Below are 16,534 nucleotides of genomic sequence, written 5' to 3'. Positions count from 1 at the left end.
GGGCGGCAATCCTGCTGCCACCCCCGTTACGGCCCCAAATCCGCGCTACTCCGCGACCTCAATCTTCAGGGTCACAAACTGCCTGGGTTCCAAATCCATTGGAACACGGTTGGTTACGACTTCAAAGCCGGCATCAATTACAGATGAACCGATTTCTTCAGTCGCATTGGTCATCGCCTCCAGCGTCAGGTCGGCACCGGAAACAACCGAATAGCTCAACTGGCGGCTTGAGGCATCCAGGCGGCGATTGTAGACATAAAGCATCCAGTTACTCTCTGCAAAAGAAGTCGGCAATACATCCACAGCATCGGAATCCGTCGGGATTCCGCCCAAAGCGTATTCAAGCAGATTGTTCATGCCGTCCGCATCCGGGTCATCCGTATAGTTGGTGGACGTTCCGAGCGTGGGGTACATATTCAACCATCCGGAAAAGTCGACAGCGTCCTCTTCAGAACCTGTGTAGATCTCATACAGATCTCCTCCGACCAGCTCGTTGTTTTCGTCCGTTGTAAATGAAAGTGCTTTGTTATAAATCCGGACATCACCAATCATCCCGCCGAATCCATCACCCAGCCAGAGATTCCGACCCGCCTCCTGAACCAGTGAACAGGAACCGTTGATCTCATCTTCCGCGACAATGTGAACACTGTCTTCAAAATATTTCAGCTCACCGGTTTCGGAATCATAGCGAATCACAAGCCAATGCCACTCCCCGTCTGAAACTACAGCACCTTTAAGAAGCGCCATCGTGGTCGATCCGTTCCCGACATTCATATAAACTTTATCGGCATTACTGACATTGTATGCCCGAATCGACCCTTTAATCCCTTCATACCCCGAGGTAGAAGTTCCGCTCAGGCTGTCCCAGAACTCATCGGTTGTGGAACTGGACGCATGGTTAACCCAAAGCGAAACCGTAAAACTGTTGGTATAAATGCCGAGCGTTCCGAGATCCCCCACATTCAAATAGTCCGTCCCTTTCGTCGAACCGGTCTGCACCGCCTTCGCGAAATACGGGCTGCCGGAATCGACAATTGAAACCGATCCATTTGCCGTTCCGTCCAGGCTCCCGGCCTGATCCTCATAGGTTCCATCGCTGAAATCCCAATGGGCCACCAACGGAGATCCATACAATCCATACAGCTCCCCGCCGACTACAGCTCCCTCTCCGTTTTCCGTGAAAGACAAAGCAGTATCATAGATACGCACATCACCGATCATCCCGCCGAACCCGTCACCCAACCACAGGTCCCGACCGTCTTCCCTCACCAGCGAACAGCCGTATTTGACTTCGTCTTCACCGGCAATATGAACACCGTCTTCAAAATATTTCAGCTCCCCCGTACCGGCATCATAACGAACCACAACCCAGTGCCACGCTCCATCCGACACCTGTGCGTTTTTCAGAAGCGCCTTCGCCGTCGATCCGTCCCCAACGTTCATATAAACCTTATTGGCATCACTGGCGTTGCTTGCCCGGACCGAAGCGGCGATTCCCTCATACCCCACAGACGACGACCCGCTCATACTGTCCCAGAACTCATCGGTTGTTAAACTGGATGCATGATGAATCCACAGCGAAACCGTAAAACTGTTGGTATAAATACCGAGCGTTCCGAGATCCCCGACATTTAAATAGTCCGTCCCCTTCGCCGAACCGGTCTGCACCGCCTTCGCGAAATGCAAACTGCCGGAATCCACAATTGCGACCGATCCGTTCGCTGCTCCGTCCAGGCTCCCGGCCTTATCATTATAGGTACCGTCACTGAAGTCCCAGTGTGCAACCAGCGCTGCCGACGCAGACGACACCGCCAGCAAACCGACCAGCAAACATGTATACAACCTTCTCATTTTTTATCCTCCTTTTACCTGTGGCTCACCCTACGCCTCATACGATGAAAGAAATAACGAAAAATGTCAACGAAAATAACAACACAAATCAACGCAATACTATTTTTTTTGCGTAACTCTAAAAAATACACTTACAACAAACCGGCCAACTCCTCATCACTCAACGCAGTATCGTAAACCCGCACATCATCAATCATTCCGCCGAACCCGTTGCCCAGCAGCGTTTTCTTGCCGGACTCCGATCGATTCAACACATAAACCCCGAACGCATCCCGTGAATAAACATGCAGACCGTCCTCAAAATACATCAGCTCATCCGTGTCAGAGTCATAGCGAATAACAACCAGATGCCATTCGTCATCATCCACGCGCCTCCCTTTAAGCAAAACCTTACCGTCCGGCCCGCCAACGGACGCAAAAACCCGGCCCGCATTATTGCCGTCACTGCCCTTGCGTAAAGCGATCTTAATGCCGTCATACCCTTTCCCCGCAGAGCCGGTCTGACTGTCCCAGAACAAAGGACTGACCTCTCCAGACAATGACTGAGCAGCATGTTTCATCCTCAACGAGAGCGTAAAACTTCCCGAGCCGACTCCCAACGAACTGAGATCCCCAAGAGCAATATAATCCGAATCTTTAACAGTTCCGAACGCAACCGCTTTTCCAAGCGTCGGATGCCCGGAATCAACAAAGGAGACATTGCCGTTCGGCGTCCCATGCAACCCCCCGACCACATCGCTGCATGTCCCATCATCAAAGTTCCAATGCGCGATCAATCCTGCATGAACAGAAAAAACCGCCGGCAAAAATGAAAACATAAAACCACAAACCTTCAGCATAAAACACCCCTCTCCTCGTTAACCAACCAATAAACTTTCACGCAAAATAAAACGCAAATTTACGCAAAACAAAGCTCCGGAAACAATCACCCTTCCCTCAACTGCGTCCTATTGAAGACAACCGAGCGAAGCCAAAAAACGCTCCACCTCCGTCATCGTTTCCACATATCTGAACTCATTAAAAAAGCCATGTCCGTCACCTTCATACAGAACCAGATCGCAACGCGCCCCGCTCTGCTCCATCAGCTCTTTGTATTGCTCAACCGTAGAAACCGGAATGTATTTATCCCTGGTTCCCTGAAGCACCAAAGTCGGTGGGGCATCCCGGTCGATATTATGCATTGGCGAAAATTCCTGCCAGTAATCCCGCACCCGGTCGTAACCATATCCGCCGTCCGGACCGTTGTTGAACACCGGATTAAAGAGAACGAGAGCATTTGGTCTCGGGCTGACCGAAAGATCATCATCCTTGTCATTAAACCCATCCAACAGAGCAACGGCCGCCGCAATATGTCCGCCAGCAGACCCCCCGCCGGCAACAATCCGATCCGGATCAATTCCCAACTCCTCCGCATGGGAACGCACCCAGCGCATGGCAGACTTTCCATCCTTCACACATTCACGAGGACTTGTTCCGTGAACCCGTTTCACCCGGTATTCTGCACAAATCGCAACCATTCCCCGAGAAGCCAGATCGTGACTCTGACGATAAAACTGAGAAGGCGACCCTCCGAGCCACCCTCCGCCGAAAAAGAACACAACTGCGGACGTCTTTTTCGTCCCGGAATGCCCCGGCGGATCAAACACATGCAGTTTTAAAACAACATCACCGACCTGCTTGTAGACAATTTCTTTATCGGGAACCGCTGTTTCAACGGCCTGCAGGCAGTTGAACATTCCGACCACAACAATCAGGAGTAATTTCGTTTTCATCACACCCTCCTATGTTGACGAACCGACGCTGTTTATAATAATTCCGCCGGGACCGGCTTGCCGCGCTCCTTGAGCACTTCAGCGAGCGGATCGGAAACAAAACCAGGCTTAGCCCGCTGTTCCGCCACCCAGTCCGCCATCAGCCGGCGGCACTCGGCGATCACCTCAGGCTTCTGTCCGGCGATATTTTCCGTCTGATAGCGGTCCTTTGTCATGTCATACAGCTCCTCGTCCTCCCAATTGTTGTAATCGCTCGAATCGTAGGTGCGCATATAGAGATACTGTTTGGTCCGAACCGCCCGCTGCACGGTATAGAGTGCAGTGTCCCAAACAATAAAATCACGGTCCTCCGGAAGCGCCCCGCCCTCCAGATTGTTTCGATAGGACTTCCCGTCCCACTGCTCCACTGCCGGAACGCCCAGCATGTCACAAAGCGTCGGCGCAAAATCCACATTGGCCATGAAATGCTCATCCACACCTCCCTGACGGGTTACACCCGGCCAGCGAATGATGAGCGGAATGTTGTGAATACAGTTGTCCGCATTCACATGGTCCGTGTAGACCGCGTGCTCTCCGAACGAATCACCGTGGTCGGCCGAAACAATGATCACTGTATCTTTCAGCACATCCTGTTTTTCAAGCAGCTCCAGAACCTGGCCGATGTGATCATCCACATAACGGATCATCGCATCATATCCGGTCACCATCAGTTCAAAATCAGCCCGGCAGGAAACCGTATCGGCCATCAGTGGATGAGGACTTTTGTTGAAATCCTTTTTATCCTTTTTGACATGATCTCCGTACGGCTGAGTTGCGGCCGTAAACAGGCCGGTCACGCTCTGATGCCTGGCAATCGTCGCTTCATCCGGCCATTCCTGAGCAACGGGGTAATCCTTCAACGGCTCAGCCCACGAAGGGTCTTTGCTGTAAACCCGGTGGGCATCCCAGTAATTGATATGCAGAAAATAGTTATCCCTACGCGCATTATTCTCGAGCCACGGCAGCACCTTTTCATTGATTTCCGCGCCGGTATCCAGCCCGCCTTTCAGGTTCGGTGTATGGAATTCCGTCCAGCCGGCAGACCACCACCAGACGTTGTGTCGATCCGCAAATGTGGAGAAGCAGTAGGTATCCAGTCCGTGGCGGCGAAGCTGACGCGGGAAAATTTCGTTTTCCGGCTTCGGACCGCAGTAGAGTTCTTTCTCTATATGAAATTCCGCCCCGGCTCCATGATTGGAAAGGGTTCCGCTGCGGATTCCGTAACGTCCGGAATAAAGTCCGGAACGCGACGGAAGACACGGCGAAGACGTACAGTAATAGTTGGTAAACCGCACCCCTTCTGCCGCCATTCGGTCAATATTCGGTGAAGTCGGACGGTTGTAACCGTAACAGCCCAAATGGTCCGGGCGCACACAATCGAGGTCAAAATATATAACTCGCATTCTCCATCTCCCTACCTTTAAAAACCAGCGCTCCTGCGACCGGCCGTAACATCTGTCCCTTTCAAACTGTTCAGAGGAATACAGGACATTTCGATATCCTCCTTATTGGTCGCATAAGCAATATACAGGACCCCGTCATGCACCAGACTGCCGACATAGCTGTAACCGAAGGTTTTGCTTTTTCCTTCAAAGCGGCGCCTGGGCGGAGCGCGACGAACCAGAAACGCACGGTCAAATACAACACCGTCCTCACTCAGCCAGAGAACCAGCGGCGTGCGCGGCTGCAGCCGGTCGTTATTTTTCTCCACCGGCCCCGGCGTTGTGATCATATAGCATGTTCCATCCGGCAGGTTCCCGGCACACTGCATATTGGACGAATCGGGAATATCCGTCAGAAGCGGAACACTCCAGCGCTCTCCGTCATCGGTACTCACAGAAGCCAGAACATAACCGCTCCTGACAATATCCCGATAAACCTGTACCAGCTCCCCGTTCGGACGACGGAACCAGTCCGGCTCAATTCCGCGGGCGGTCACCTTATCCGCACTGCTGTATTTCAGAATTTCCTGCGGCGTATCCGCCTGCTTCCAACCCGTGGAAAAATCACCGCCGGCATGATAATAGACCAGCGTCTCGCGCTGGCTTCGGCCATCCACTTCACGGTTGCCGTGACCCAGCATCAGGATGCGTCCGCCGGGGATAACCGCCCGCCCGCCGGCGGACCCCATCATGTCCGGAATCAACACCTGCAGGTCTGACCAGTTTGCTCCGTCCGTACTGAAGCGGTATTCAGTCTGGGCAACTTCAAATGTTTCATCCCGGCGAAGAATCAGCGCATAGAGACGGTCGGAATCCTGCAGCCAGCCGACGCTGGCCCGAAAGGTATTGCCGACATCTGGCGGGCCAATCACTTCCGGCACAGTCCATTCGTTCAGATCCGAACTGGAGCTGTAAACGGCAACGGAATCGGAGGAATCCTCATTCGCCGGACAAAGCTGAAAGGCCGCGTACATTCGACCTTTAAAGAAGGCCAGCTGAGGATGGTTCACGAACGTTCCGGTTTGTTCATCCGCCCGGTAAATCACCCGCACATACGCACCGGGGATTTCCGGGAATCCCCATGTCGCATCATCCGCACCATTCAGCAGCCCGCCTGCCAGCCGAAGCGGCGCCGACGGATTCGGCGCCTCAGCCCGGCGCGTCTCTCCGGACTCCCCTCCCGCAGCGAGCATAACGACTGCACAAACAACCGGTTTTATTCTATTGATCTTCATTTTCTTTCTAATGCCTCCAGCGGAATGCAGGACATCTCGATATCCTCTTTATTGGTCGCATAGGCGATGTAAAGAACTCCGTCATGAACCAGGCTGCTGAAATAGCTGTAGCCAAAGGTCTTGCTCTTTCCTTCAAACCGAAGCGGCGCCGGTGCACGACGAATCAGAAAAGCGCGGTCAAACACAACGCCGTCGTCGCTCAGCCAGAGAACCAGCGGCGTGCGCGGCTGAAGACGATCGTTTTTCTCCACCGGCCCCGGGGTTGTAATCATGTAGCAGGTTCCGTCCGGCAGGCTTCCGGCACACTGCTTATTGGACGAATCGGGAATGTTCGTCAGCAGCGATCTGCCCCAGCTCGCACCGTCGTCTCTGCTTTCAGCAGCCATCACATAACCGGACCGCAGAATATCGCGAGACACCAGCACCAGCATACCATCCGGACGGCGAAACCAGTGCGCCTCCACCTCTCGTCCCATGAACCGGCCCTGCCTGGCAACCTCCACCGTCTCCTGCGGATAAACACTCCGCTTCCAGTTTTTCAAAAGATCACCGCCGTCGTGATAATACGACCGGGCATCACGGACAAACTGCCCCTCGTCGTCGTGATGGCCATGCCCCAGAATGAGCATCCGTCCGCCGGGTGTAACGGCCCGACTATTGCCGCCCGCCATCATGTCCGGCAGCAGCATGCCGAGTTCAGACCAGTTCTGCCCGTCGGTGCTTGCGCGATATTCGGTCGATGTAATCTGTCCCGTATCATCCCGGCGGATAATTAATGCATACAGATGGTCATCGTCCTGCATCCAGCCGGCGCTCGCCCGGAAGATATGCCCATCGGCCGGCGGCCCAATCACTTCCGGAGCAGTCCATTTATTCAGGTCTGTACTGGAACTGTAGACGGCGACCGAATCGCTTGAATCTTCATTCGCCGGACAGAGCTGAAAAGCCACGTACATTCTGTCTTTAAAAACCGCAAGCTGCGGATGATTTACAAACGTACCCGTCTCCGTGTTTCCGCGGTAAACGGTCTTCACCTCCGCGTCTGGAATCTCAGGCAGTCCCCACGTCGCGTCGTCCGGGGATTTCAGCAAACCGGTCGCCAGCCGGATCGGAGCCTCCGGAGCCGGAGATTCCACCCGGCGGACTTCAACTGCCGCTACCGATAAGACGAATGAACTGCAGCACACACACAGAAACAGCCTACTCCATATCTTTCCTGTTTTCATTCAGATCTCCTTTCTTACCACGCTAAAGCAGCGCTGTTTTTTCCTGATCGCGAAACGTCAGGTTTTTTAAATTCGTTTTTTTGCTTCGCCAAACGAAACGGGCAGCAACAACGATAACCCCTATCATGATCACATTGCCGACAATCGAGGTGAAATAGAGATCGAATGGAATGCACAGAGCCTCAGGAAGCAGCGCACGGTCCGACAGCAGCGCATAACCAGAGAAAGCCATATTGAACAGAATGCCCGCCCAGACCGCGCGCGAATCCGCCAGACGGGTGAACATGCCGATCAGAAAAACACCGGCCAGCCCGCTCATGGTCAGCGAGTTTAAAATCATTCCGAAATCAATCAATGTCTTGGTCGGCGCAGTATACAGCCAGTAAGCCCCGATCATCATCAGCACAGACACCACCCCGGACGCAACAAACCCGATGCGCAGGTAATGCTTGTCGTCGCGATCCTTGACCATGAATTTCCGGTAAATGTCGCGCACCCAGACCATGCTCGCCGCGTTAATACTGGAACTCAAGGAGGACATCGCCGCCGCCATAGCGGCGGCAATCACCAAACCGGTGATGCCCGGCGGCAGATAATGGATCACAAAATAGGGAACAATCTCTTCCGCTTTGCGGGTGCCATCGAGCATCTGCGAGGCCGCCGCATCCGGGAAACAATGGAAATAGACCCAAATGGCGGTACCGACCAGCATAAAGCTCCCCCAGACCGGGAGGCTGGAACACATGAGGAAATAGATTGAACGACGGGCCTCTTTGGCCGACTTTGCCGAACACCAGCGCTGCACAGCGGTCTGATCGAACTGGCCGGTCAGGAAATTGACGAACCCAACGATCAACATCATCATCACGGTTTTTTCCGAAAGAGAAAACCCATGCGCAAGCGGCTGCAGCTCTCCGTTAGCTGCCAGCTGATGAAATGAGAACTTATTGAACTCGACCCCGGTGGAAATAATCTGACTGAACCCTTCGGGCAGATTACACGAGATAATAATCAGGATCAGGACCGAACCGAAAATCAGCGTCAGAGTCTGCAGCACATCCGTCCAGATCACCGCATCAAATCCACCGCTCGTGGTATAAACGGCGGTAATTCCACCCGACAACAGAATGCAGTAAATAATATCCAACCCGGTAATCGTCTGCATCAACAGAGAAATCAAATAAACAATGGTACTGGTGCGAATAACCTGAATCAGAAAAAAGACGGATGCGGCATAACAGGAGATGGATCCACCATATCGTTCACCGAGATATTCGTAGGCCGAGGAAATGGTTCCGCGCCGGAAAAACGGCAGGAAGAGCCTGGCGGAAATCAATGTCACCAGCGGGAAAACCATATGCGGCAGAAAACGAATCCAGGTGGTCTTAAATGTATCCGCCGGGAACGCCACAAATGTAACGGAACTGATCGATGTACCGAGCAGGCTCAACCCGATCGCCCAGCCGGGAAGCGAGCGCCCGCCGAGAAAATACTCCTCGGTATCCGTGTTCTTCCGGGCGAAGAAAAATCCCATGCCGATCGTCACACCGAAGTACAACACCAATACCAGAATATCCAGCCATCCTAAAGTCATCTGCCTCTACCCAATCTCTGTTTGAAGTACATCACCGTTTTCCAATCCATGGAAAATTTCCGGTTTATTTTTCCAACGGCTGAAACCCGGCCTGCTGCCAATATGTGTCCAGATTCACGACCTGCCGCGAATCCATGGCATCATCGATTGCAAAACAGGTAATCGCTGCGCGAAAACCGTCGTCCAAACTGGAAACCGGCTCCGCGCCGCTCACCATACAGTCGAGCAGTTCTTTGCCGAGCACCGCATCGCCGCCGCCGTGACTGTTGCAGGTGTTGGTTCGAATCGTTTCCGTTTCGATATCATATCCAATCCGCTGGACCTCGACTTTTCCCTGAATCACATCGGCACGAAGCGTTCCTTCCGTTCCGCACAAATACATGCGCCGCTCAATGATCGCCGCATTGCAGTTGGCGTGAAACGTCGCGCGCACTCCGTTCTTGTACTCCAGAATCGCAACCTGATTGTCGATAATGCTTTTCTCGGCCGTGAACGGGTTGCCCATCCGGCCCCCGACATGCGCTCTGTAAGCCTGCTTCCCCTCCGGCGAGGCCCCAATCCGCTCCATGTGCTTTTCGTTTTCAGGCGTGAAAAAGTCAAGCCCGCCGAAAGAGGCGGCCCGGGCAACCGGCGCGTCGACGATCCAATTAACGATGTCGATGTCGTGCGAGCATTTTTCCAGCAGATGCGTTCCGGCCCTGGAACGGTCGCCGCGCCAGCCGCCCATAATATATCCGCCGTGATCGAAGGAGATGGTTTCATTAAATTCAAAGCTGACCAGATCCCCGATCGCTCCGGAAACAACCAACTCTTTTATTTTTCGATAGTGCGGCGAATAGCGCAGCGTGAAGCCGATCACAAACTGCCGTCCGCTTTCTCTCCAGGCCTTGCGCATGGCGACACAATCCTCAAATTGGGTCGCCAGCGGTTTTTCGCAGAAGACATGCTTGCCCGCCTCGAAAGCGGCAATCACCTGCTCCGCATGAAAGCAGTTCCAGGACCCGATCATCACCCAGTCGATCTCCGGGTTGCGCAGGATCTCTTCATAACTGTCAACAAACTGGAGTTCCGGCGCCCACTCGTCGCGAATAATCGTGCCGTATTCAGGATCCGGGTCGAAGACATGGGTCACTTCCACGTTTTTAAAATCAGGATGTGACGCCATATGACGCACAACACCCCAAATCCGAAAACCACAGCCGACCAAACCGATCTTTATTTTTTTCTCTGCCAATTCTTTCGTCATATCGCCCATCCCTTAAACCGTTGCAAGCGCATCGTCTGTTTTTTCCGCAAACCTGCGAACCGTCTGAACCAGCTCGTCCGTCCACCGCTCCTCCTTCTCTCCTGCCGACGCCCCATTCAGCAGAGAAAAGCTTCCGATGTTCAGTCCATGGGCCTTCTTTAAATAGAGCTTGGCACCCGCGGGATAGGCATGCTGAAGTCCAACAGCCCAATTATAATCAATAAAGAACTGCTGCAACCGATCGGCCAGCTCCGGATTTTCCCGCCGGCACTCAAACAGTTTCACGAGCAGCGACGGCCAGACGTTTGCCTGCAACCCGCTGAATCCGTTGATGCCCCGATCCAGCGCTTCACGCAATGTCACCGCACTGGCGGTGAATATTTTCAGCCCGGATTTCTTCCCCGCCCGGCTCTTGCGCTCCATTTCAGTTAAGTCACCGGAGGTTTCCTTCAGAAAAAGAAATTCGGAACGATCCGTCACATACTCCGTCAGCAACGGCGTCAACCGACGGTGATAGGGTTTAGGACACTCATAAAGCCCGAGCGGAGCACCGGCCAGCTCCTTCAGGTGCTGTTCCATCTCTTCAATCCAAAGTTCATCCCCGGCGCCTTCCGGAACCAGATCACAAAGGGTCATCACAGCAGCATCCGCTCCGAACGAAATCACCTGCCGCACCATCCTGATCCGCTCGGAACAATCGGCCGCCCCCATCACACCCGCAACCACCGGAACACGTTTATCTGCAACCTCAACCACCCGCCGAACCATCTCCAGCTTATCGGCGCAACACAAATGCAGCGACTCACTCGAAAGGCATGCAGAGAACAATCCATGAACCCCCTGCGAAATATACCACTCTGTCAGCAACTCGAGTCCCCGCCAGTCTATCCGGCCAGTCTCCTCAAAAGGGGTCAGCATCACCGGCCAAACACCATCTGAAATATTTTTTCTCACATCATCTCCAGCTATATTACGTTCACTTTTTATAGAAAAATACCACTGTTTCGGGTAATTTCAATTTAATTTTTCGCGAAAATATATGTTTTTGCGAAACAAAGCAGCAGGAACCCGTTTCGAGAAAAAAATGGCCGCTACATCACGAGCGGCCCAATTTATTTGAGACAGGGGAGATCAGATCCTGACCGACAGGTTCGACAGACAAGCCCCATCAGAATGGGTCAACAATCTCCGGCTGAATCACCACGGAAAAATGTCGCGTTTCTTCAGGATAACGAATGCGCCAAAGAATCTGCTCAACAGCCTGTTTTCCCAGCAAATCCGCCCCGATATCTATGCTGACCGGACGAGGACTCAGCCCACTCAGGTAGCTCCGTTCTCCGCCACAGGAAATCACCACCGGCTTTTTACCCGCATCAAACACGCCAACACGATGAAGCGCCGGATACGCATAAGCCGCAAGCCGATCCGCCTGGAAAAAGATCCCATCTGCCGCCTGAAACAAATCGGCATTTTCCACGACAACCTGATCAATAGAGGCTTCCATATCCGGAAGAACTCCCCCCAGCAGCAAAGAACTCTCCATCGAAAAACCCTTCGCCATCTCGGCGAACGCCTCACATCGGCTCGTCCACACCTCGGGCCCCTGATGCGCACCGATTGCGACGACCTTACGGCACCCTTTTTCATGGCAATAACGCGCGCCAAGATGACCGACTTCACGATTCCCTGTTAAAATCAGTGTATCCGAACCTTCGTGATGCGATGTCATCCAAAAAACCGGAATCCCATCGAAATAATCACGCAGCATATCGTTCATATCGCCAAAAATCAGAATCCCGTCGATCTGCTTTTTCTGCAGAATCACGGGCATCTCCTTCGGCGTCTGAACATCCAGACAGACAATCGGCGCAATTCCGAACCGCGACAAGCCCCGGCAGATCGGCCCCAGCTGGCGCACAAAAAGCTCCGCCGCTCCGACATAGCCCTGCCCCAGCACCAGAACCGCAATATTCCCGTAACGAACCCCCTCAGGAAACTGAGGAGAACTGATGCGCGCCGCGCGCGGTTTCGGCACAAATCCGAGTTCGTTGATGATCTGCCGAATCTCCTCCGCCTTTGCCCGCGAAACCCCCTCCCGATTGTTAATCACACGGGAAACGGTCGCAACAGAGACCCCGGCACGTTCTGCAACAGCGTTAAGATTCATACAGCATTCCTTTTTGCGTTATTTTTCGTCCTCTTTTTATAGGAAATACGAACTTGAACCAAGTCATCTTTACGATATGCTAGCGCAAATAACGAAAAAAGAACTAAAAATGAGAAAAAAACAGATAGTAATTGCAGTAATAACAGCATCAATATCCTGCATGGCCACCGTGCAACTCGCGCCCATTTTTACCGACAACGCTGTATTCCAGCAAAACGCTCCGATACGTATCTGGGGAATCGCCGATCCCCAGGAAACGGTTGCGATCTCGTTTGCTGAACAGAAAAAAACCGTAACCGCCAACCCCCAGGGGCGCTGGCTTGTTACGCTGGATCCGATGGATGCCTCCTGCGAACCGCGCACACTGATCTGCTCCACCTCGAACGGAAATCACAAATCGGCAATCGAAAATGTTCTCGTCGGAGAGGTCTGGCTGGCCGGCGGACAGTCCAACATGGCCGGAACCATGAAACGGTTCAGGGAACACCCGCAGGATATCAGCGAGGCAAGCGATCCACTTCTTCACTTTGTCACGGTTCCGCGCAAGGATTTTGAAGGAGACAGCAGCCCGACCCCTCAATGGCAGACGGCCGCTCCGCAAAGCGTTCAGGACTTTTCCGGAAGCGCCTATTACTTTGCAAAAAACCTTCGTAAGGCTCTGGGCGATGTGCCGATCGGCATCATCGCCTGTGCCGTCGGCGGAACCCCGGCCGAAGCCTGGATCAGCCGACGGGCCTTCCAAAACAGCCCGGAGCTAGCCGAACAGGTTTTAAAACCCTACGAGGCATACTGCCGGACAGAATTCCCGGCCGAAGGCGACTACGAAAAGTATCTGGAGGAATTTGAAGCAGCAAAAAGGGAGTTTGCCCGCAAAAAAACCGCAAAAGAAACCCCCAATCCCCGCCCTGTCTGGAAAATGGGCCCGCACAACACCAAACGTCCCGGCGGCCTTCACGAAACCATGCTGGCGCAAGCCGTTCCTTACACCGTCCGCGGAGCTATCTGGTATCAGGGAGAGAACAACGCAAAAACGGAAACCAGCGCCCACTACCGCAAGGTCTTCCCGGCCCTTATCGAGAATTGGCGCTCCGCCTTCCAAAACAGCGACATGCCGTTTCTCTTTGTCCAGCTTCCGCCCCTGGGCCCTGCCACCTCGGCCTCCCCCGGGTGGCCCGAACTGCGCGATGCGCAGCTGTGGGCAGACCTCAACGTCCCCAACACCGGCATGGCCGTTCTGCTCGACGGCGGCGACCTCAAAGACATTCACCCCCACTCCAAGGGCAAAGTCGGAACCCGCCTCGCCCTGCTTGCCCGCCAGATGGTCTACGGCGAAACCAACCTTGTCACTCGCGGCCCGCAGCTTAAAAAAGCAACGCGCGATAATGGGTTTATCGAACTGACTTTCAGCACCTTCGGGTCGGAACTCATGTTAAAAAACGAACCGGTCAGCGGTTTTCAAATCTGCGGCAAAGACAAAAACTTCATTCCGGCCCGGGCGGAGCTGATCGATGGAAAAATCCGGATCTCTTCGCCTTCCGTCAGGAAACCGCAGGAAGTGCGCTACGCATGGAAGCAGTGGATTGTCCCCACCCTATTCAATACCGACGGTTTACCGGCGTCTCCTTTCCGAACAGATGATTTCCCGCTCCGAACCGAGGGAAATTACTACTACAATATGCAATAGAGAATCACGGAACATCAGGAAGCGGAATGAACAACAAACCGAGCAGCGTTTTAGGAACACGGCACAGCCGGATTTTTGCATTGAATGACCTGCAGGCCTATCACGGCACCGGCCTGCTGGACATGACATTCTGGCTGCCCGGAACAGAAACGGAACCGCGCCGCCTCTGGATGCTGACGCCCGCCACAGCGCCGGTCGTCCGGGTCAACGACAGCGAATTTCCGCCACGTGACAATGCAAACCCACGCGGTTTTCGCTGGGTTGATTACGGAGTGGTCGACATGCCGCTCGGATTCTCGCAGCTTCGGGTCAGCGGGATATCCGTGCCGGAAGCAGCCAGCTCGCACCTGGTGGTCTCTTCAGACCCGGAAATGACCTTCAGCAATGAAATGCTGGAGGAGGCCGAACGGAAGCTCTGGGGAATAAGCCGCGCAGAAGCAGGGAAAACGACCATCAGCCCGTCACGGGTTCCGGTCGGCGAGCCGGTCACCTTCACCGTACGGTACGAAGCCGGCCCCTGCGGACTGCCCGCCGGAGCGCTGGTCCGCTTTTCCATTCCCAAGGCATTTGATTTGCCGCAGACCGGCAATCCGGAAGCAACAGGCTTCACTATTATTTCCCCAGGCACACCGGTTCAGATCTGCACGATCGAGTCTTCGGAAGAATCCCACGAAAAAACGGATATCATCTGTCGGCTCGACCAGCCGTTTGCCGCAGGCGATACGTTTGAACTGAGCTATCGAACAGACCGGACGTTTTTGTTTCCCCAGATCTGGTCTGAAAGCGAACGTAAATACTGGTATTCCAACACACCGCCCCTGAATGCAGCAACAGCTCTCGGCAACGGCCGCCTGCCGGTCAGCCTGCTTCCCGGAAACACCCACTCGGTCACATTTGCTGCAGGACCTCCGGAACGGCTGCACCTGACTCTCCCCGGCCGGCGGTTCTGCACCGAACAACAACTGGAGCTGCGCGGAGTATTCACCGACCACTTTCGCAACATTCCGGAAGGCGGCGCACCGGACACCGATTTCGACGTACTGCTGCTGACCGACGGCCGGGAGGTCTGGTCGACCGCGCCGCAAAACTGCTTTGCATCACACCACACCTTCCGCATCGTCCTGCCTTCGCTCACGCCCGGGGTGTACCGGGCCGAAGCGCGCAAAAAAAACGGCAAGCTGCTGGCGCGCAGCAACCCGATGGAACTGCTGCCGGAGGACAGCACGACCGAACCGATCTTCTGGGGCGAAATTCATGCGCATACCGAACGAAGCGACGGCTCCGGAACTTATGAGAAACTGTGGCGCCACGCGCGCGAAGTCGGCTGCCTGGAATTTGCAGCGGCGGCGGATCACGCCTGCTATTTTTCCGACAATGAATGGCGCTGGATGCAGGATGTTACCAACCGGCAGAATGAAAAAGGACGGTTTGTAACACTGGTCGGCTACGAATGGGCCGGACGGCAGGTTCACCGGAACGTCTACACATCCCGCGAGCGGCTTCAGCTGTTTCGCGGAATGTACGGGCCGCAGCGCAACCTTAACACGGTCTGGAACCATTTTCACGGCGACCGCGAGGTTGTCGGCGGACCGCACGGCGGGCTGGCGCACGGACTGAAGTGGGACCTCCATGATCCCGACGTGGAGCGGTTTATTGAAATCTATTCCATGTGGGGCGCGAGCGATATCCGCGACAACCCGCTGATCCCGAATTTTGCAAAAACCAACCCCAACGGACTCAGCGCAAACGATCTTCTGCAGCAAGGCGCAAAGCTCGGCTTCACCGGCGGCGGCGACTGCCACGAAGCCCATCCCGGCTTTTCTTCAGAAGATCCGAACCGACAGGGTCAAACCCCGCATGCCTTTGCCGCGGTACTGCTCTATCGCTGCGGACTTACCGCCGCCGTTATGCCGGAGCTTTCCCGCAAAGCCATGATCCACGCCCTGCGCGAACGGAAGACTTATGCGACCACCGGCGCGCGAATGCTGCTCGACTTCAATGTATCAGGCATCCCGATGGGTAGCGAAGGATCGGCAGACATCATCCGCTGCCAAGCGACCGTACACGCTCAAGATGCGCTGCAAACCGTGGAAATCATCCGCAACGGAGAAACCGTCTGGAAACAGGATGCTGCCGAATTCGATACAGAAATTGAATGGGAAGATCCTGCAGCCCCGGCCAGGGAGTCTTATTTCTATCTGCACGTCATCCAGAAGGACGGTCAGCAGGCCTGGTCCAGCCCGGTATGGATCACTGCTGGTTGAGTGTTCGAGCCCTT

General features: G+C 54.3%; 12 protein-coding genes. 2 read left to right on the top strand and 10 right to left on the bottom strand.

Annotated features, from left to right (window positions below; genetic code table 11):
- Positions 1-45: 45 nt before the first annotated feature.
- The 10 genes from GT409_RS08050 to GT409_RS08005 form a co-directional block, all read right to left on the bottom strand.
- Complete coding sequence (locus GT409_RS08050; RefSeq protein ID WP_160628588.1) at positions 46-1,851, bottom strand: LamG domain-containing protein; 1,806 nt, start codon at positions 1,849-1,851, stop codon at positions 46-48.
- Between the two features lie 131 nt (positions 1,852-1,982).
- Positions 1,983-2,669, bottom strand: coding sequence for a LamG-like jellyroll fold domain-containing protein (locus tag GT409_RS08045; protein ID WP_160628587.1), 687 nt, complete (start codon positions 2,667-2,669; stop codon positions 1,983-1,985).
- A gap of 129 nt (positions 2,670-2,798) precedes the next feature.
- The gene (locus GT409_RS08040; RefSeq protein WP_160628586.1) at positions 2,799-3,623 is read right to left on the bottom strand and encodes an alpha/beta hydrolase; all 825 of its coding nucleotides are present in this window, start codon (positions 3,621-3,623) and stop codon (positions 2,799-2,801) included.
- 32 nt (positions 3,624-3,655) lie between these two features.
- Positions 3,656-5,065 carry a sulfatase family protein gene (locus tag GT409_RS08035; protein ID WP_160628585.1) on the bottom strand — a complete coding sequence of 470 codons (1,410 nt, stop codon included), beginning with the start codon at positions 5,063-5,065 and terminating at the stop codon, positions 3,656-3,658.
- A gap of 17 nt (positions 5,066-5,082) precedes the next feature.
- Entirely contained in the window at positions 5,083-6,339 is a 1,257-nt protein-coding gene (locus GT409_RS08030) for an exo-alpha-sialidase (protein WP_160628584.1), read from the bottom strand.
- Positions 6,336-7,565: an exo-alpha-sialidase gene (locus GT409_RS08025; protein WP_160628583.1), complete on the bottom strand. Its 1,230-nt coding sequence runs from the start codon at positions 7,563-7,565 to the stop codon at positions 6,336-6,338. Before GT409_RS08025 ends, GT409_RS08030 begins: the two co-directional genes overlap by 4 nt.
- Positions 7,566-7,587: 22 nt before the next feature.
- Entirely contained in the window at positions 7,588-9,159 is a 1,572-nt protein-coding gene (locus tag GT409_RS08020) for a sodium:solute symporter family transporter (RefSeq protein ID WP_160628582.1), read from the bottom strand.
- Between the two features lie 64 nt (positions 9,160-9,223).
- On the bottom strand, positions 9,224-10,405 hold the full coding sequence (locus tag GT409_RS08015; protein ID WP_160628581.1) for a Gfo/Idh/MocA family protein: 1,182 nt from the start codon (positions 10,403-10,405) through the stop codon (positions 9,224-9,226).
- Positions 10,406-10,417: 12 nt separating this feature from the next.
- A complete protein-coding gene (locus GT409_RS08010) occupies positions 10,418-11,359 on the bottom strand; it encodes a dihydrodipicolinate synthase family protein (protein WP_160628580.1) in 942 nt (313 codons plus the stop codon).
- A 214-nt stretch (positions 11,360-11,573) separates the two neighbouring features.
- Positions 11,574-12,572, bottom strand: coding sequence for a LacI family DNA-binding transcriptional regulator (locus GT409_RS08005; RefSeq protein WP_160628579.1), 999 nt, complete (start codon positions 12,570-12,572; stop codon positions 11,574-11,576).
- A 109-nt stretch (positions 12,573-12,681) separates the two neighbouring features.
- On the opposite strand from GT409_RS08005, the gene GT409_RS08000 reads away from it, so the two are divergent.
- Together GT409_RS08000 and GT409_RS07995 are read left to right on the top strand one after the other, a co-directional pair.
- Entirely contained in the window at positions 12,682-14,256 is a 1,575-nt protein-coding gene (locus GT409_RS08000; RefSeq protein ID WP_160628578.1) for a sialate O-acetylesterase, read from the top strand.
- Between the two features lie 26 nt (positions 14,257-14,282).
- On the top strand, positions 14,283-16,520 hold the full coding sequence (locus GT409_RS07995; protein WP_160628577.1) for a CehA/McbA family metallohydrolase: 2,238 nt from the start codon (positions 14,283-14,285) through the stop codon (positions 16,518-16,520).
- Positions 16,521-16,534 lie beyond the last annotated feature (14 nt).

This window comes from Tichowtungia aerotolerans (assembly GCF_009905215.1).
Taxonomy (GTDB): Bacteria; Verrucomicrobiota; Kiritimatiellia; order Kiritimatiellales; family Tichowtungiaceae; genus Tichowtungia; species Tichowtungia aerotolerans.
The sequence above is the reverse complement of the archived record's forward strand: the minus strand, read 5'-3'. Positions and strand labels throughout refer to the sequence as shown.